This is a genomic window from Acidocella aluminiidurans (assembly GCF_055383125.1).
The window spans coordinates 1540127-1557604 of the sequence record NZ_AP031589.1; the positions used below are offsets into that span (position 1 = coordinate 1540127).

Annotated in this window: 16 protein-coding genes; 15 read left to right on the plus strand and 1 reads right to left on the minus strand. The window is 61.6% G+C overall.

What is annotated here, in order from left to right:
* The first annotated feature begins 12 nt into the window (after positions 1–12).
* The 15 genes from ACZ46S_RS07795 (at position 13) to poxB (ending at position 16904) form a co-directional block, all read left to right on the plus strand.
* Positions 13–1557 (plus strand): MFS transporter, encoded by a 1545-nt coding sequence (locus tag ACZ46S_RS07795; RefSeq protein WP_464064032.1) that lies wholly within the window; start codon positions 13–15, stop codon positions 1555–1557.
* Positions 1554–2615: an HlyD family secretion protein gene (locus ACZ46S_RS07800; protein WP_464064033.1), complete on the plus strand. Its 1062-nt coding sequence runs from the start codon at positions 1554–1556 to the stop codon at positions 2613–2615. Before ACZ46S_RS07795 ends, ACZ46S_RS07800 begins: the two co-directional genes overlap by 4 nt.
* Positions 2616–2727: 112 nt before the next feature.
* Entirely contained in the window at positions 2728–3027 is a 300-nt protein-coding gene (locus tag ACZ46S_RS07805; protein ID WP_464064034.1) for a hypothetical protein, read from the plus strand.
* Between the two features lie 56 nt (positions 3028–3083).
* Positions 3084–3323: a hypothetical protein gene (locus tag ACZ46S_RS07810; protein ID WP_464064035.1), complete on the plus strand. Its 240-nt coding sequence runs from the start codon at positions 3084–3086 to the stop codon at positions 3321–3323.
* 205 nt (positions 3324–3528) lie between these two features.
* Positions 3529–4359 (plus strand): helix-turn-helix domain-containing protein, encoded by an 831-nt coding sequence (locus ACZ46S_RS07815; RefSeq protein WP_464064036.1) that lies wholly within the window; start codon positions 3529–3531, stop codon positions 4357–4359.
* Between the two features lie 50 nt (positions 4360–4409).
* Positions 4410–5738, plus strand: coding sequence for an MFS transporter (locus tag ACZ46S_RS07820; protein WP_464064037.1), 1329 nt, complete (start codon positions 4410–4412; stop codon positions 5736–5738).
* A 31-nt stretch (positions 5739–5769) separates the two neighbouring features.
* A complete protein-coding gene (locus tag ACZ46S_RS07825) occupies positions 5770–6678 on the plus strand; it encodes a helix-turn-helix domain-containing protein (RefSeq protein ID WP_295741183.1) in 909 nt (302 codons plus the stop codon).
* Positions 6679–6826: 148 nt separating this feature from the next.
* Positions 6827–7483, plus strand: a complete 657-nt coding sequence (locus ACZ46S_RS07830; RefSeq protein ID WP_464064038.1) for a hydrolase — start codon at positions 6827–6829, stop codon at positions 7481–7483.
* Positions 7484–7657: 174 nt separating this feature from the next.
* Entirely contained in the window at positions 7658–8494 is an 837-nt protein-coding gene (locus ACZ46S_RS07835) for an alpha/beta fold hydrolase (protein WP_464064039.1), read from the plus strand.
* A gap of 71 nt (positions 8495–8565) precedes the next feature.
* Positions 8566–10443 carry an amidohydrolase gene (locus ACZ46S_RS07840; RefSeq protein ID WP_464064040.1) on the plus strand — a complete coding sequence of 626 codons (1878 nt, stop codon included), beginning with the start codon at positions 8566–8568 and terminating at the stop codon, positions 10441–10443.
* Positions 10444–10448: 5 nt separating this feature from the next.
* Positions 10449–10871 (plus strand): DoxX family protein, encoded by a 423-nt coding sequence (locus tag ACZ46S_RS07845; RefSeq protein ID WP_464064041.1) that lies wholly within the window; start codon positions 10449–10451, stop codon positions 10869–10871.
* Positions 10872–10990: 119 nt separating this feature from the next.
* Positions 10991–11803 carry a VOC family protein gene (locus ACZ46S_RS07850; RefSeq protein WP_464064042.1) on the plus strand — a complete coding sequence of 271 codons (813 nt, stop codon included), beginning with the start codon at positions 10991–10993 and terminating at the stop codon, positions 11801–11803.
* Between the two features lie 9 nt (positions 11804–11812).
* Positions 11813–13219 carry an alginate export family protein gene (locus tag ACZ46S_RS07855; protein WP_464064043.1) on the plus strand — a complete coding sequence of 469 codons (1407 nt, stop codon included), beginning with the start codon at positions 11813–11815 and terminating at the stop codon, positions 13217–13219.
* Positions 13220–13505: 286 nt separating this feature from the next.
* A complete protein-coding gene (locus tag ACZ46S_RS07860) occupies positions 13506–14423 on the plus strand; it encodes an AraC family transcriptional regulator (RefSeq protein WP_464064044.1) in 918 nt (305 codons plus the stop codon).
* 759 nt (positions 14424–15182) lie between these two features.
* Positions 15183–16904 carry a ubiquinone-dependent pyruvate dehydrogenase gene (gene poxB / locus ACZ46S_RS07865; RefSeq protein ID WP_464064045.1) on the plus strand — a complete coding sequence of 574 codons (1722 nt, stop codon included), beginning with the start codon at positions 15183–15185 and terminating at the stop codon, positions 16902–16904.
* Here the strand turns inward: poxB and ACZ46S_RS07870 are convergent.
* Positions 16901–17332 carry an autoinducer binding domain-containing protein gene (locus tag ACZ46S_RS07870; RefSeq protein ID WP_464064046.1) on the minus strand — a complete coding sequence of 144 codons (432 nt, stop codon included), beginning with the start codon at positions 17330–17332 and terminating at the stop codon, positions 16901–16903. The two genes, poxB and ACZ46S_RS07870, sit on opposite strands and share 4 nt — an antisense overlap.
* Positions 17333–17478 lie beyond the last annotated feature (146 nt).

Sequence of the window (17478 nt, forward strand, 5' to 3'; positions counted from 1 at the left end):
CGCGAGGGGTTGATGACCCGCGCCGCCGGATCGGGCGGGCTTCTGTTGGGGCTCGGCCTTGCCACCTGGATGGAGTTCTACAGCTATGACGGCGTGAACTTGGTTCTACCGGACATGGCGGGCGGCTTCGGTTTGTCGCAGGATGAAGCCAGCTGGATTTTAACGTCCTATCTGGCCGGGCTGTTCTACGGCGTGCCAGTCTCCATCTGGTTGGCCGCGCATATTGGCTATAGGCGCTTTCTCATCCTCACTACGGCGTGCTTTGCCATTACCGCGCTGGGCTGCATGCTGGCGCCGGATTTCCCGACCCTTCTGCTCTGCCGCACCGTGCAGGGCTTTGCCGGAGCGGGGCTGGTGATGTGGTGGCGGGCCAGCGTGTATATGCTGTTCACCGGTCCTGTGCGCAGCGCCTCGCTCATGCGCATCTCCGTCATTCTCTATCTCGGCACCGCCGCCGGGCTGCTGTTCTGCGGCTGGATCACGGATCATTTCAGCTGGCGCCTGCTGTTTCTGCCAGATCTTCTCTGTGCGCCCTTCGCCATTGCGCTACTGCACCGGCATTTTCCCGACGTGGCGCCGCCCGAAGCCGCCCGCGCGACAGATTGGCCCGGCCTCGCCCTGCTCGCCATCGGGCTGGCGGCGTTGCAAGCCCTGCTCAGCCGCGGGGATATTGATGACTGGTTCGCCGCCCCGCATATCCAGCTGCTGGGCTGGGTGGCAGGCCTGGCGCTGGGGGCATTCACCATCTGGCAATTGCACCCGGCCAATGCGGCGCCGCTGCTGTGTCTGCGGCTGGTGGCCAACCGCAATCTGCAAGCCGCCATCTGCCTCGGCCTCTGCGCGGGGTTGATTCTTTCAGGTGCAATCTACGCCTTTCCGGAATTCCTGCGCACCACCTTCCCCACCCCGCTCAGTGCCACGCAAACCGGGCGCATCATGTGCATCTACGCGCTCACCGCCGCAGCCATTCGCCCGCTGGTCACCCCTGCCATCGCCCGGTTCGGCCCGCGCAAGGTCATCAGCTTCGCGTTTCTGGCGCTCATCGCCGCCATGTTCAGTGCCTGGCGCCTGCTCACCTTGCAAACGCCGCCCCTTTATTATGCCCTGCCCCTGGTGCTGTACGCCTTCTGTCTGGCGCCGATGCTCTCCGCCATCGGCAGCGGTGCTGTCTCCAAACTGCCCCCCGCCTCGCAGCTCGATGCCGTGGCCATCTATATGAGCTTCCGACAATTCGGCGCGGCGCTTGGCGTCACCTTCGTCACCACCCTGCTCAACTGGCGCGAGACGCTGCATTCCAGTCGCCTGCTGACCCTCCCGCCGCAGGCCGCAGCACCGTTGCAGGCCTGGCTCGCCACAATGGGCAACACTGCGCAAAGCCGCGTCGGGGCCATGCCGGGCGAGGCTCAGCATATCGCCATGGCGGCGCTCGCCCGCGCCGTTCAAGCCCAGGCGCAGACCCTCTCTTATGCCGATGCGTTCCTCTGCATGGCGGGTATCGGCGTGCTCGCCCTCTTCGCCGTGGGGCTGATGGCCCCGTTCAAGAAAGCTCCGTCATGACAACGCCTCCCCCTCCCGCCTCGCCCCCCACGGCACCGGCAAAACGCCGCCCGCCGCTCTGGCTGCTGGCCGGAGGCGCCTTGCTGATCCTGGCGCTCATTCTCTATGTGCCGGGCCTGTTCTTCGTAGAGACGGACGATGCCGCCATTGCGGCGGACACGGTCACCATCACTCCGAAGGTGGCCGCCTATGTCACAGTCCTGCATGTCACCGACAATTCCGCTTTCAAGAAAGGCGATCTGCTGGTGGAGCTTGACCCGCGTGACTTCATCACCGCACGGGACAATGCCAAGGCAGCGCTGGATGGCGCCTTGGCACTGCGGAATGCGGCAGAAGCCCAAATCGCCGCGCAACGCGAGACCATCGAAGCCAACATGACGAAGCTGGAAGGCGACGCCGCCAACCTCACCTACGCCCAGCAGGAGCTTTCACGCTTCGGCAAGCTGGCGCAAAACGGTGCCGGCACGCGGGAGGAATGGCAAAAAGCCCAAGCCGATGAAACGGTGCGGGAAGCCACCCTTACCGGCGACAAAGCGAATCTAGCCGCCGCCCGCGCACAGGCGGCCGTGCTGACGGCCAGTGCCCAGCAGGCCCTGGCCAGCGTGGCGGCCGCCCAGGCGGCCCTTGCCCAGGCCGAACTCAATCTTAGCTATACCCGCATCAGCGCGCCTGTCACCGGCACCGTCGCCAACCGCACGGTCAACCAGGGCGATTATGTGCAGCCTGGCCAATCTTTATTCAGCGCTGTGCCGGACAGCCTGTATGTCATAGCCAATTTCAAGGAAACGCAGCTGGCTAGGCTGCGCCCCGGCCTGCCCGTCACGATCACTGTGGATGCCATGCCCGGCCTCGTTCTGCATGGCCATCTGGATAGTTTCCAGCGCGGCACAGGCTCCTACTTCGCGCTGCTGCCGCCTGAAAACGCCACCGGTAATTTCGTGAAGATCATCCAGCGCGTGCCGGTGAAAATCCTACTCAACGGCCCTCTGCCCGCCGGGCTCGGGCCCGGCATGTCCGTGGAGGCCCGGGTGCGCATCCGGCAGCTACCCGCCTTCTAACGCGGTATGGCGCTTCAAGCGCGGAATTCATAAATAACCATCAGATTCGACAATCCATCCCGTGGCCATCGGGACAAGCTTGGGCAAGCGTCCTTTCAAGCAAGGCCAATGCATGACCGGTGCGGACTCGCTACAAAACTGGCCGCCTCAAGCCGAGGTTGGCGCCTACGGGCAATATCTCGCCCAAAGCTTCGGGGTAAGCGAGGCGCCCTGCCTGCTGCTGGCAGACCCGCCAAGGCCGCGCTTCGCCATCACTCGTCTTTGCTGCGCCAGCGCGGCCTTGAGCAGCCTTGCCCCCCTGCCCCGCAGCGCGGCCTACATGGTCATGCTCTATCTCAAGCCATGCGACATGTTGGACGTGATCAGGCAGGGCGAAAGGCTGGAGTATCCCCCCCCCAAGCCGGCAGCATAAGCATCGAGGACCTCAGCCAGCCCTTGGCCATTGGCAGCAATGGGGGGATTGATGCCTTGAGCTTCTATGTCGGCAGACCAGTGTTTGAGGCGGCCTGCGCTCCCTTCTGGCCACGCCGCCTTAGCTGCGCCTATGGCACGCCGGATGCGACCATCGCCGCCCTCGGCGCCGCCATGCTGCCGCTTTTCGCTACACGCGATGGGGCCAAGCCTTGGTTCCTCAGCCATATTGCCAGCGCGCTGGCAATCCATCTCGCCCTTACCTATGGTGCGCCGATTGAGTCACGAAACGAATAAAATGATTCAAATTGCCAAAATTTGTCTATAATCGCCAATCCGTCCCCCAATCCGCCGGGTTACACAAAACCAGATCGCGAAACACGACAAAATAGCTCAATTGGGGTTTGCCGTGACGATGCTTATGCATTCTGGAAAGGCTGTAAAACGGCCGTCACTCGGGACTTATCTGTCACGCCACTTCGGCGAGCAGGACGTGCATGTCTTGCGCACCAGCGCCCATTCAAAAATCGGGCTGGATATTTACCGCAAACGTAGTTCATTGCCGATCCTCGACGAAATCGCCGCGCCCGCCGTCGAGGAGGGTTTTTTGGTGGCGATCGCCCTCGCGCCCTATGTACAGGTGGGCGGCCAGGCTTGCCTCACCCGGCGCTTCTCGGCAGACAGTGTGCAGATCTTGGACCTCACCCAAGAATTCCGAGGCTATCTGCGCACCTCCTTCGATATCCTGTTCCTGCACGTCACCCGCGCCGCGCTGAGCGCCGTGGCGCAGGAGATGGGTGCCACGCGAGTGGCGGCGGGCCTCACCTGCCCAGCCGGCAGGATCGATCCCGTGGCCGCCAGCCTCGGCCGCGCTTTGCTCTGCTCACTAAGCAATCCGGATGAGGCGCAATGTCTGTTCGTCGACCAGGTGGGGTTGGCACTCAGCCTGCATCTCGCCCAGCATTATGGCGGGCTGAACGTGCCGGAAAAACGTGCCAAGGGCGGACTGTCCACGCTGCAGGCGCGCCGGGCCAAGGATTATCTGCTGGCCAACATCGGCGGCGACGTCTCCATCGCCGCCGCCGCCGAGGAATGCGGGCTTTCGCGCAGCCATTTCACCAAGGCGTTTAAGGAAACCACGGGACGCACGCCGCATCGCTGGCTGCTGGAACAAAGGCTGCAGGCGGTGAAGGACATGCTGCGCGCGGGCGGTGACTCTATCGCGGAAATCGCCCTTGCCTGCGGCTTTTCAGACCAAAGCCACCTCACCCGGCTATTCAGCCGCGAAGTCGGTATTCCGCCCGGGAACTGGCGGCGCGAACAGGGGGGCTAAGCTTCAGCCACGATTGCGTCCGCACGGCTGGGCATGGCATCACGCAGCGCATGAGCGAAATGCAGACCCAGCCGAGCGGGGCGTCTTCCTGGTATGCTGCCCTTTATCTCGGCTGCGGCTACGCGGTGGCATTCATCGACCGCGGTGTATTGGGCGTGGTGGCAGCGCCCATTCAGCATGCCCTGCATCTAACCGACAGCCAGTTCGGCCTGCTGCATGGTATCTCCTTCATTCTGCTATTCTGCCTCGCGGGCATTCCGCTCGGCTGGCTGGCTGACCGCTGGAGTCGCCGCGCCATCATCGCCATCGGCATGCTGGTCTGGACGGTCATGACCGCCGCCTGCGGGCTGACAAGCCATATTCTGCCCTTCTTCCTGGCTCGCATCGGCGTGGGGCTGGGCGAGGCCTGCTTGCTGCCCGCCGGCGCCTCCCTGCTCGCCTTGCTGCTGCCGCGCCAGCACATGGCCCGCGCCTCGGCGATCTTTCTCATCGGCGCCACCAGTGGCAATGCCATCGCGCTGCTGGGCGGCGGCTATTTGCTCAGTCAACTGAGCAAATCCGCCCCTCTGCACCTGCCGCTCGTGGGAGCCCTCGACCCGTGGCAAATGCTGTTCCTGCTGGCCGCCCTGCCGGGGCTGGTGGCCGCCCCCCTGGCCATGACATTGCCAAAGCTGCCCCGCGATGACACGCCACGCCCCTTTTGGCCGCATCTGCGTACAGCCTTTGCCCATATCGCCCGCCATGGCCGCGCTTATGGCTGCCTGGCGGGAGCCACAGCCTGCAGCAACGTCCTGACGCAAACCCAAGGCGCCTGGGTGCCGCTTTTCTATATGCGCCAGTTTGGCCTGCCGCCAGGCCAGGCGGCCATGCTGGTGGGCGGGATGTATCTGCTCTCGGCCCCTGCCGGGCAATTCGCCGGCGGCTATCTGACGGATCGGCTGCAGGCCCGCAATCTGCCGGGCCCGCAAAATCTCAGCCTCGCCGCCGGTCTGATCCTGTCCGTGGCCCCCGCGGCTTTGTTCTGCAGCGCCACCTCACTGCCGCTTTCCATGGCGGGCTATGTGCTGTTCAATTTCATCGCCTTCGCCACAACGCCGAACGGGCTGGCCGGGGTGCAGATCATCACCCCCGCACCCTTGCGCGGCTTGATAACGGCGCTGCTTGTCTCCTTCGTCAGCCTGGTCGGCATCGGCCTGGGGCCGGCATTGGTGGGGCTGCTGAGCGACCGCCTGTTCCACGGCGCCTCGCATCTTGGCAGCGCCATGCTCCTGGTCCTCTCCTTGGCTGGGCTAGCGGGCCCGGTCTTGGCGCTGACAGGCCGTCTAGCCTTCGCCCGTGCCGCTCGGGCCTGCCTTCCTACCCAAACCGCGCTGTTGTAAGCTCCGCATGCAGCACGGGGACGTTTCACGGATGGACACTCCCAACCGCCGCTACGGCGATGCCATAGCCCATAGCTTCGGCGCGCAGCGGGCACCCGCCTTCACGTCGCGCACCCTGCGCGCGGCACAGATCGGCGTCACTCATCTCATCGTGGGACCAGAGAAAATGGGTCGCACACCCATCGTCCCCGCTGAGGACAGCTTCATCGTTGCCGTCTATCTTAACGCCATGCGCCGTCACGAGCTTTGGAGCCGTGGCAAATGTTTTTTGGCCCAGGGCTATGCCGCGCACTCCATGCGCATCGTGAATCTGGAGGCGGAATTCTCCGCCCATGTCAGCGAGCCGCATCAGTCCGTCTATTTCTACATTCCGCGCGCGGCGCTGAATGGTTTCGCGGAAGATGAAGGGCTGAAGCGCCCCGGCACACTGGCCTGCGAGCCTGGGATGCTCGACCCCGTAATGGCCGGCTTCGTGCAAGCCTTACTATCCAGCTTTCATGCGGCGCATGAACCGAATGCGCTTTTCATCGATCATCTCACCCTCACTGTCTGCGCGCATCTGATGCAGCGCTATGGCGATTATGGACACCCGCCACCCCTTAAAAGCGGCGGCCTTTCCAACACGCAGGAAGGGCGGGCAAAAGCCTATCTCAGCGCGCATTTCGCCGAGAACATCTCCGTCGCCAGCGTGGCCGAGGCATGCGGCCTCTCGCGCGGGCATTTCACCCGCGCCTTCCGGGAGAGCATCGGCACCACCCCCTACAAATGGCTGCTGCACTACCGGCTGGACCAAGCCAAGGCCCGCCTTTCCCTCGGAAACACACCAATCGCGGACATCGCCCTGACTTGTGGCTTCTCAGACCAGGCACAATTCACCCGCGCCTTCACCAGGTCAACCGGCATGCCACCCGGCACCTGGCGGCGCGCTTTCCAAAAATAAAACCTGAATCATCTTAGAGCTATTTTCGAAACGCCCGTTACGCAAGGTCATCGCGCAATCGTTCAAAGCAGCGCGCCAACCGACAAGTCACCAACCCGTCTCGCGATAAAGAATAATGCCATCGTCCACCTCATTCAGGAGATCGACCATGGCCCTCACCGCAACCCCCACCCCGGGCAAGCTGCTTCTCAGCCCCACCGACCACACCCTCATCCTCATCGACTTCCAGTCGCAGATGTCTTTCGCGACCAAGTCGATCGACGCTGTCACGCTACGCAATAACGCGGCCCTGATCTCGCGCGCCGCCGCCGGGTTCAAAGCCTCCACCATCCTTACCACCGTAGCCGAGAAGAGCTTCTCCGGCCCGATGTTCGAAGAAATTACCTCGGCTTTTCCAGGTCAGAAACTTTTCGACCGCACCAGCATGAACACCTGGGAAGACGCTGCGGTTATCGAGGAAGTCAACCGCATTGGCAAGAAGCGCATCGTCCTTGCCGGACTCTGGACCTCCGTCTGCATCGTCGGCCCGGCCCTGTCCGCCATCGACCAGGGCTTTGAGGTTTACGTGATCGCCGACGCCTGCGGCGATGTGTCAGAGGAAGCACATGAGCGCGCGCTAGAGCGCATGATCCAGGCTGGCGCGCGGCCTGTAACCTCCCTGCAATATCTGCTGGAACTGCAGCGCGACTGGGCCCGCACCGAGACCTATGGCATGACCACCGGTATCGCCAAGGATTATGGCGGAGCCTACGGGCTTGGCCTAATCTACGCGAAAACAATGTTCAGCGCCTCCGAAGGGCACTGATAAGAGCGCCGCGTCGCCGCAGAGTATTCGCGCCAAGACAAGGGCAGCCATTCATCTGCCTTGTTTCATCGCAGAACCGCCCTTGGCTTTGTTGCCCCGGCGGCCGTCGCGGCAGCCAGCTTACCCGGCGCCGCCCTCGCAGGAAGCGCCAAGCAACTCACCGGAGATCGTATCATGTCGAGCGTAATCACGAAGGATGGCGTCGATATCTTCTATAAGGACTGGGGACCGAAGGAGGCACAGCCGATCATGTTCCATCATGGCTGGCCGCTCAGCTCCGATGATTGGGATACTCAGCTGCTGTTCTTCGTGCATCAGGGCTACCGCGTTGTGGCGCATGACCGCCGCGGACATGGCCGTTCAACGCAGGTGAGCGATGGGCACGACATGAACCATTACGCAGCGGACGCGAGCGCCGTGGTCGAGCATCTCAACCTGAACAATACAGTCCATATCGGCCATTCCACAGGCGGCGGCGAAGTTGCTCGCTATGTCGCGAAATATGGCCAGCCGCAGGGCCGTGTCGCCAAGGCTGTTCTGATCAGCGCGGTGCCACCGCTTATGGTCAAGACCGAGAACAACACGGCCGGCACGCCGATCGAAGTGTTCGACGGATTCCGCGCGGCCCTGGCCGCCAACCGCACGCAATTCTTCCTCGATGTCGCATCCGGCCCGTTCTACGGCTTCAACCGACCCGACGCAAAAATCTCCCAGGGCATAATCGAAAATTGGTGGCGCCAGGGCATGATGGGTGCGGCCAAGGCGCATTATGATGGCATCAAGGCCTTCTCTGAAACCGATCAGACCGAGGATCTGAAAGCCATCACCGTGCCGACCCTCGTGCTGCAGGGCGACGACGATCAGGTTGTACCCTACAAGGATGCGGCCCTGCTGCAAGCCAAACTGATCAAGACCAGCACGCTAAAGATCTATCCCGGCTTCCCGCACGGCATGTGCACGACCAATGCGGATGTCATCAACGAGGATATTCTGGCCTTCATCAAGGCCTGACCCCGCCTCCGGCCGGCGGGCCTGCCCGCCGGCCTACCTCTGGACATTGAAAATCTCCTGGAGATTGCACCATGAATGCCGCCCCCGCCGACCTCATCCTGTATAACGGCAAGATCACCACGCTCGACCGTTCCGCTCCCATCGTTGAAGCAGCGGCGGTGAAGGATGGCAAATTCATCGCCATCGGCGATACCAAGGATATTCTCCCGCTGGCGGGCGATCATACCAAGCGGATCGACCTGCAGGGGCGTGGCGTTCTGCCAGGGTTGATCGACAATCATCTCCATATCATCCGCGGCGGACTGAACTTCAACATGGAGCTGCGCTGGGATGGCGTGCGCTCCCTCGCGGATGCCATGGACATGCTCAAGCGCCAGGTGGCCATCACCCCGCCGCCGCAATGGGTGCGCGTGGTTGGCGGGTTCACCGAACATCAATTCGCCGAAAAGCGTCTGCCGACGATCGAGGAGCTCAACGCCGTCGCGCCGGAAACGCCTGTGTTCCTGCTGCATCTTTACGACCGCGCCTTCCTGAACGCGGCGGCTCTGCGCGCGGTCGGCTATACGAAAGACACTCCCGAGCCGCCCGGCGGCGAGATCACGCGCGACTCGGCGGGCAACCCCACCGGCCTACTGCTGGCCAAGCCCAATGCGGGCATTCTCTACGCCACATTGGCAAAAGGCCCGAAGCTGCCTTACGAATATCAGCTCAACTCCACCCGGCATTTCATGCGCGAACTGAACCGGCTCGGCGTTACCGGCGCCATCGATGCTGGCGGCGGTTTCCAAAATTACCCCGAGGATTACAAGGTAATCCAAGATCTCTCAGACGCTGGTCAGCTCACCGTGCGTATCGCCTACAACCTCTTCACGCAAAAGCCAAAGGAGGAAAAAGAAGACTTCCTAAACTGGACGAAATCCACGACCTATAAGCAGGGGACGGACTATTTCCGCCATAATGGCGCCGGTGAAATGCTGGTTTTCTCCGCCGCTGATTTCGAGGATTTCCGCCAGCCCCGCCCGGACATGGCGCCGGAGATGGAAGGCGAACTGGAAGAGGTTCTGCGCGTGCTGGCGCAAAACCGCTGGCCCTGGCGCATGCACGCCACCTATGACGAAACCATCTCCCGCGCTCTGGACGTGTTCGAGAAGGTCAATAAAGACACGCCGCTGGCCGGGCTCAACTGGTTCTTCGACCATGCAGAAACCATCTCTGAAAAATCTATCGACCGAATTGCCGCCCTGGGCGGCGGCGTCGCTATTCAGCACCGCATGGCCTATCAGGGGGAATATTTCGTCGAACGCTATGGCTTCCAGGCGGCGGAGGCTACCCCGCCAGTTGCCCGCATGTTAGCCAAGGGCGCTAAAGTCTCCGCCGGAACGGATGCCACGCGCGTCGCCTCCTACAACCCTTGGGTCTGCCTCTCCTGGCTGGTCACGGGCCGCACCGTCGGCGGCTTGCGCGTCACCCCGGCGCATAATTGCCTGGACCGTGAGACCGCCCTGCGCATGTGGACCGAGAATGTCGCCTGGTTCAATAACGAGGAAGGCCAGCGCGGCCGGATCGCGCCAGGCTATCTCGCGGATATGATCGTGCCCAGCGCCGATTATTTCGCCTGCGCGGAAGCGGAGATCGCGGATATCACCGCCGACCTCACCTTGGTCGGCGGCAAGGTGGTCTATGGCGCCGGCAGTTTCACCGCACTGGACGACACACCGCCCCCACCCGCCATGCCAGACTGGTCGCCCGTGCGGCGCTTCGGCGGCTACGCCGCCTGGGGCGAAAGGCCCGCCAGCCAGCTCTCCCGAACCAGCATGAATTTCTGCGGCTGCGCCAACTCCTGCGGCGTGCATGGGCATAACCACGCCCCTGCCTGGGGGGCGCGCCTTCCGGTGGGCGACCTTAAATCCTTTTGGGGCGCGCTGGGCTGCGCCTGCTGGGCCGTGTGAGCCCCATGGCGACGCCGCGTCTCATCCAATCCATCTTAAGTGCCCCGTTGCTCTGGCCGGCCGCCCGGCTTGCGCTGGTCTCGGCCTATCTGCTCGGCGGCGTGACCAAGCTGCTGAACGTCCCGGGTGCCGTGCAGGAGCAGGCGCATTTCGGCCTGCATCCGGCCTGGCTCTGGGCGGCCATGGCCATCATCGTCGAGCTGGGCGGCTCGGCGCTGGTGCTGGCCTACCGGGCGGTCTGGCTGGGAGCGGGCGGGCTTGGCTGCCTGACCTTCGTGGCCATGCTGACAGCCGACCGTTTCTGGGCCCTGCATGGGGCGGCGCAGATGATGGCCCTCAACACATTCTTCGAACATCTCGGGCTCATCGCGGGCCTCGTGCTGGTCGCAATGGCCCCCTACCTCCCCCGCACCAGCTTGCGGGCGTGAAGCTCAGGCCCGGTTAAAAATACAGGAACCTCAGAATGCGTCAGTTTCGTGCCTTTTCCCTCACCGCTAGCTTGGCTCTCGCCCTGCCCGCCAGTACTGCCCTGGCCCAAACCTCAGCAGTGCCCCCCTCTGTCGGCCCACAATACGACACCACCCATGTCTATGTGCCGCCGCAGGATTTCGACCGGTTCGTCGCCAGCGTCGTCGCCACGTTCGGGGGCCACACCTCGCCCCGGGGCGTGTTTCAGGTCACCCCCACGCCGAGCCAGACCATCTCCCAGCTCGTGCTGACGCCGGTCGGCACGATCTCGGTATTCGGCTTCAAAACCCCTACTCCCTATCCGTTCGGCAATGAGCGCACAGGCTATCTGGTGACGGATATGGACGAAGCCGTCGCCGCAGCCCGCCAGAATGGCGCGGCCGTCACCGTATCCACCTTCCCCGATCCGATCGGCCGGGATGCCATCATCCAGTGGCCGGGCGGGGTAAACATGCAGCTATACTGGCACGTTAAAGCGCCGCATTACGGGGCGCTGCAAACCGTCCCGGAAAACCGCGTCTATGTCTCCCCGGGCAAGGCGGATGAATTCGTGCACAGCTTCACCGCCTTCGCCCACGGCAAAATCGTCTCGGACAACCCCGACGCGCCGGGCGAGGAGATTGGCGAGCCGGGCGGGCATTTCCGGCTGGTGCGCATCGAATCCGGCTTCGGCCGCGTCGCCGTCTATGTCACGGACGGGCATCTGCCCTACCCATACGGCCGGGAAATGACCGGCTATGAGGTGAAGGATCTGCACGCCACCCTCGCCAAGGCGCAGGCGGCGGGGGTGAAGCTGCTCACCCCACCCGTCACCGCCGGTGGGCGGGAGAGCGCGATGCTGGACTTCCCGGGCGGCTATATCGCCGAAATTCATCAGCAGCTCGGCCGGTAACGCTCCCTCATGGCCCGTCTAGATTTCCTGCACGGCGGGATGCTCGCTCTGGCGGTGTGCGGAGGATGGCAGGCCAAGGCCCAGACGCAACCCGCCCCTCCCGCCCGGCCGGTGATCATGTTCAACCGCTGGCAGGAGGATTGGTCGGTCCTAGCGGATAAGCGCGTGCCCCCCGCCCCGCTCGACGGGCTGAAATATATCCCGCTCGCGCCGAAGGATCCTGACACCTATCTCTCCTTCGGCGTGAACATCCGCGAGCGATTTGAGAGCAACAACGCCGTGAATTTCGGCGTGAAGAACTATCCGGCGCAAAACTACCTGCTTAGCCGGATGGAGCTGCATGGCGACCTGCATGTCGCCCGGCAGCTGCAAGTGTTCATGCAGCTGCAAAGCGATTTCGCGCCTGGCAAAGCCCGCCTGACACCCGTGGATGAAAACCAGCTCGATGTCGAACAGGCCTTCGCCGCCCTGACCGAGCCGGTGGCGGGCGGCCTCCTGCGCCTGCGCCTGGGCCGCCAGCAATTCGCGTTCGATCTGCAGCGCTTCATCTCCGTGCGCGACGGGCCGAACATCCGCCAATCCTACGACGCCGCCTGGGCGGATTACGAGATTGGGACTTGGCGCATCATCAGCTTCTATAGCCGCCCCGTGCAGGACAGAAATGAGCGTGTATTCGACGATTACAGCTCCACCAAACTCACCCTCTCTGGCTTTCGTGTGGAGCGGCAGCTTAACGCCTCCACCAGCCTCGCCGCCTATTTCACCCATTATACCCAGGCGGGTAGCCACTATCTCACCGTCTCCGGTGATGAGCGGCGGGAGAATTTCGACGTTCATATGTCTGGTAAATCCGGCCCGGTCGATTGGGATGCGGAGACGATGATTCAGCTTGGCCAGGTAGGGCCGGATGGGGTTTTCGCCTGGGCGGTTGGTGCGTTGGCCGGCTATAGTTTTCAGAAGACGCCATGGAAGCCGCGGCTTGGCCTGCAGCTGGATGCCGCTTCGGGCAACTCAAACCCGCACGGCCATACGCTGGGCAGTTTCAACCCTATGTTCCCCAACGGCTCCTACCTCACCCTGGCGGGCTATTCCGGCTATGTGAATTTCGTGCAGGTCAAGCCCTCGATCACCCTGCACCCCACCAGCGCGCTCAAGCTCATGCTGGCGATCGCACCGCAATGGCGGCAGACCACGGCGGATGCGGTTTATACTCAGCCCGATATCGCCGTGGCCGGCACGGCGGGGCAACCCGGCACCTATACGGGCACATACGGCCAGATTCGGTTGGACTGGACCATCTGCCGTTCCGCCGCCTTCGCCATAGAGGCGGTGCATTTCCAGGTCGGCAACGTCATCCGCCGCGCCGGCGGACATAATGGCGATTATGTCGGGGTGCAGATCTCCTATGGCCTCTAAGCCGCGGGGTGGCCCTGGCGGCAGATTTGCATCAATTTAGCGTACTGATTGAATTTAAATTGCCGCTTCCTATCTCCCGTACCGAATAATGCCTCAAATATCTCTTTGAGATACATTAACACGCCGCGGGCCTCCAATCTCAGAGATAAAACTTTACAAGCCAGTCCTACCCCTGGCAGAGAAAGGGCATGGTGTGTTCCGGCTTGTCTTTGCTAACCATGTTTTTCCGCAGCGTCCTCACCCCGGCCTCACATCGTCTGTGGCCGCACAAAGCGGTATGACGTGAATGAAACGGGACCAAGCCGCCCCTCTCCCTTCCCTGGTCCCGGTAAAGCGTGACAGCCTTGGTTGTAATCTAGAAAAGCTGCTCTGCGATCAGAGCCTCGATAGCCAATATATACGCTTTTACCATAAGGTCAGCACCAGCATCCGCCTCGGCCAGATAGAAACGCCGCCCGCGGACAGGGGCTATCTCATCGGCGCCTCGATGACATCTGGCCATGAGCGGAAGATTTTCAAAAAGGGTCAGCCAACTCTTCATCATTTCACCCACAACGCGATCTATGTCCGCGACTTTGAAGATCGTTACAAAGCCGACCTTACTGGAGGATTTGATTTCGTTCTGATGGAACTCCCCAGCGCTGCCTCCCAGAAATTGCGGGCCGATCTTGATTTGAAAATCACTGCCCGCCTGAAAGATGTGCAGGCCAACAGTGACCCGGTGATCGGCAATTTGCTGCGCGCGATATTGCCGATGTTCGAACGCCCCGGAGAATACAGCACTCTCGTGCTAGACCAGCTTTCCCTTACCATCGCCGCGCATCTCTTCGAGCACTATACTCTGGAGCCTCAATCCTCCGGCATGCGCGTCAGCTACCTGTCCAAACGCCAGGAAGCCCTGGCGAAGGAGATGCTCCGCAACCATCTGAACGGCAACCTCTCCATTGCCGAGATCGCCAAGGCTTGCGGCGTCTCCGCCGGTCATTTTAACCGCTCTTTCCGCACCTCCACCGGGCAATCTCCGCATCAATGGCTAACTTGGCGGCGGCTCGAAAAAGCTAGAACGCTCCTACGTGAAACCACACTCTCCCTGGCGGAAATCTCTGTCGATTGCGGCTTCACCGACCAAAGCCATTTCACTCGCGTATTTTCAAAAATGTTCAGAACGCCACCCGGCCGCTGGCGGCGCGATGCACGGGCCTGAATCAACTGAAAGTTCCCAATTGTCCAATTTACTTATGGGATACCTGAGTGGTTGGAATTGCCAGATACCCTTGCAATAACTTCCATATACATGCCAAAAATTTTCCCTTATGATTTTATTAAGATTTGCGCGTATTGAATTTTATCGGTTTGAAAGTCCGACAAATCGTGCAGCATTTCTGTCGGAGATGGATGGGACAGCCCCGTAGCTGCTCCTGTACGATCCGATTGCGCTGTTCTACCCAAAACTCAGCAATCCTCGGACAGGTTTGCTTGAATGGGAGCTATGCATTTTTTCCTCTAGCACTGGTTTGGGTAGTCTGACCCGTCGGCGGAAGAGGCGCTTTATGATTCCATCGCGCTACCCTTGGTTGTTTGCATTGACCCGGGGCACGAGCATTTATAGCCTACTGGATTTTTTGTGTCGGGGCGCTTGAGACAGCTCGATCATGCGGCATAGTCGAGATGGATAATATTGAGCTGAGTGATTTAGGGTGCGGGGCATCTCCAACCGATATGTCAAGCGTCTTTTAAGCAAGCTATGTCCTTTTCTTTCAAGAGTTATCGGTTGATATGTCGATAAGATAATACGACAGTGATGGTCTTGATCGGGTATGTCTGGACACTAGGGATGTACCGGCAAGGCCTGACCCAATCGAGAAACTAGCCTCAAGTGATGAGAGTAGATTACTAGGATCGTGGAATTCGGCTAATCGGACTTGTGACTGGGCAGAGTGAACGCATCATCGGGAGACACAACATGCAGGCAAGCGCGGCTTCTTATATGGCGGCAACCCTGGCGGCGACGGGGGTACGGCGGGTTTATGGCGTGGTGGGGGATTCCCTGAACGGCTTTACCGATGCGCTGCGCGCGCAGGGGCACATCGAATGGAAACATATGCGCCATGAGGAAGGGGCGGCTTTCGCCGCCGGGGCAGAAGCGCAGCTCACCGGCCAACTCGCGGTATGCGCTGGCAGTTGCGGGCCGGGCAATTTGCACCTCATCAACGGGCTGTTTGACGCGCACCGTTCGCAGGCGCCGGTGCTGGCCATTGCCGCGCATATTCCCAGCACCGAGATCGGGATCGATTATTTCCAGGCCACGCACCCGGAGATTCTATTCAAGGAGTGCAGCCATTATTGTGAGCTGGTTTCCACCCCCCGCCAGCTGCCGCAGATTCTGGAACGCGCCATCCGCACCGCCGTGGCGCGCAAGGGGGTGGCGGTGGTGATCATCCCCGGCGACGTGGCGCTCGAGGAGCTGAAGGCGGAGGTGCCGGAATTCCTGCTGCCGGAGCCGCCGGTCGTTCGCCCGTCTGACACGGCTTTGGACGAAACCGCCGCGCTGCTGAACGCTGCCAGCCGCACCACTATTCTGTGCGGCGCGGGGTGCGAGGGTGCCCATGACGAGGTGATCGCCCTGGCCGCGAAGCTGCAGGCGCCGATTGTGCACGCGCTGCGCGGCAAGGAGCATGTGGAGCACGATAATCCCTACGACGTTGGCATGACCGGCTTCATCGGCTTCGCTTCCGGCTATAAGGCGCTGAAAAGCTCCGACACGCTGGTGATGCTGGGCACGGGCTTTCCCTACCGGCAATTCTACCCCGAAGCGGCCACGGTAGTGCAGATCGACATCCGGCCGGAGGCGCTGGGTAATCGCTGCCCCCTTACCAAGGGGCTGGTGGGCGATGTGAAGGAGACGCTGACCGCCCTGCTGCCGCGCCTGGCGCAGCAGCAGGATGAGAGTTTTCTGCGTGTGGCGGTGGCTGACTACCATGCCGCCCGGACGGAGCTGGACGAGCTGGCCAAGATTACCCCCACCAGCAAGCATGTGCACCCCCAGCAGCTCAACCGGCTGGTGAGCGAACTGGCGGCGCCCGATGCCATTTTCACCTGCGATGTCGGCACCCCCACCGTCTGGGCGGCGCGCTATTTGAAGCTGGGCGGGGGGCGGCGGCTGCTGGGTTCCTTCAACCATGGCTCCATGGCCAATGCGCTGCTCCAGGCCATCGGCGCGCAGGCGGCGTTTCCCGGGCGGCAGGTGGTTTCCCTCTCGGGCGATGGCGGGTTTGCGATGATGATGGGGGATTTCCTCACCCTCTCGCAGTTGAAGCTGCCGGTGAAGGTGATCGTGCTGAATAACGGCACGCTTGGCTTCGTGGAGCTGGAGATGAAGGCCAATGGCTTTCTGGACACCGGCACGGACCTGCAGAACCCGGATTTCGCCGCCATGGCCCGCGCCATGGGGGTGAAGGGCGTGCGGGTGGAAAAGCCGCAGGATCTGGAGGCCGGGGTGCGGGAGGTGCTGGCCCATCCCGGCCCGGCGCTGCTGGATGTGGTCTCCGCCCGGCAGGAGTTAGTGATGCCGCCAAAAACCACCGCGAAGGATGTTAAGGGCTTCGGCCTGTTCCTGTTGAAGGCCGTGATGAATGGGCGTGCCAGCCAAGTGGTGGATCTGACCAAAGTGAATCTATTCCGTTAAAACGCCAGAAGATTTGAAGCAATGCGCAAGGTCCAAGTCATCCCTAGCCGGCCAACAGCAAACCGGTCAGCTTCCGCGAAGAAATCCCGGGCCACATGATTATCGCGGTCAGGATGCGCCCAATCCAGCGGCAGGAAACCTTTGGTGCCAGACACAACCACCGGATCAATTTTGAAGTAATCATTGTTTTTATAACGTTCGATCCATTCAGACTCATAAGTCAGAACCAAGATCGGGTTGAAACTTTGAGCGCCCCGAAGATAAGCCGCGTGATATGCGATATTGGCGAGATGATATACTCCGCATATACCGACGGCCACCCTTTGCATTTCCGCAAAACTATTCGCTGTTCCAATCTGCGTCACGATCTCTTCGTAGCGATCATTGCACCGGCTATCATAACAAGCCTCCCGGTCGAGCGGAGACAACGCGAAATTGCATTACCGCGTTACGAATGGTTGCCTAAATTGAAACATCGGTAATGTCACGGGAACAAGAGCAGAATGCACTTTGGCCGTGAAATCGGGTTGCCTAACCCCGGGCATATTACCGCACCCGCATGCGCTAGCATTCC

Bases quoted from the DNA above. Each gene is read 5' to 3' on its own strand.
- ACZ46S_RS07795 (WP_464064032.1), top strand. From the start codon at position 13: ATGACCCGCGCCGCCGGATCGGGCGGGCTTCTGTTGGGGCTCGGCCTT.
- ACZ46S_RS07800 (WP_464064033.1), top strand. From the start codon at position 1,554: ATGACAACGCCTCCCCCTCCCGCCTCGCCCCCCACGGCACCGGCAAAA.
- ACZ46S_RS07805 (WP_464064034.1), top strand. From the start codon at position 2,728: ATGACCGGTGCGGACTCGCTACAAAACTGGCCGCCTCAAGCCGAGGTT.
- ACZ46S_RS07820 (WP_464064037.1), top strand. From the start codon at position 4,410: ATGAGCGAAATGCAGACCCAGCCGAGCGGGGCGTCTTCCTGGTATGCT.
- ACZ46S_RS07825 (WP_295741183.1), top strand. From the start codon at position 5,770: ATGGACACTCCCAACCGCCGCTACGGCGATGCCATAGCCCATAGCTTC.
- ACZ46S_RS07830 (WP_464064038.1), top strand. From the start codon at position 6,827: ATGGCCCTCACCGCAACCCCCACCCCGGGCAAGCTGCTTCTCAGCCCC.
- ACZ46S_RS07835 (WP_464064039.1), top strand. From the start codon at position 7,658: ATGTCGAGCGTAATCACGAAGGATGGCGTCGATATCTTCTATAAGGAC.
- ACZ46S_RS07840 (WP_464064040.1), top strand. From the start codon at position 8,566: ATGAATGCCGCCCCCGCCGACCTCATCCTGTATAACGGCAAGATCACC.
- ACZ46S_RS07845 (WP_464064041.1), top strand. From the start codon at position 10,449: ATGGCGACGCCGCGTCTCATCCAATCCATCTTAAGTGCCCCGTTGCTC.
- ACZ46S_RS07855 (WP_464064043.1), top strand. From the start codon at position 11,813: ATGGCCCGTCTAGATTTCCTGCACGGCGGGATGCTCGCTCTGGCGGTG.
- ACZ46S_RS07860 (WP_464064044.1), top strand. From the start codon at position 13,506: ATGAAACGGGACCAAGCCGCCCCTCTCCCTTCCCTGGTCCCGGTAAAG.
- poxB (WP_464064045.1), top strand. From the start codon at position 15,183: ATGCAGGCAAGCGCGGCTTCTTATATGGCGGCAACCCTGGCGGCGACG.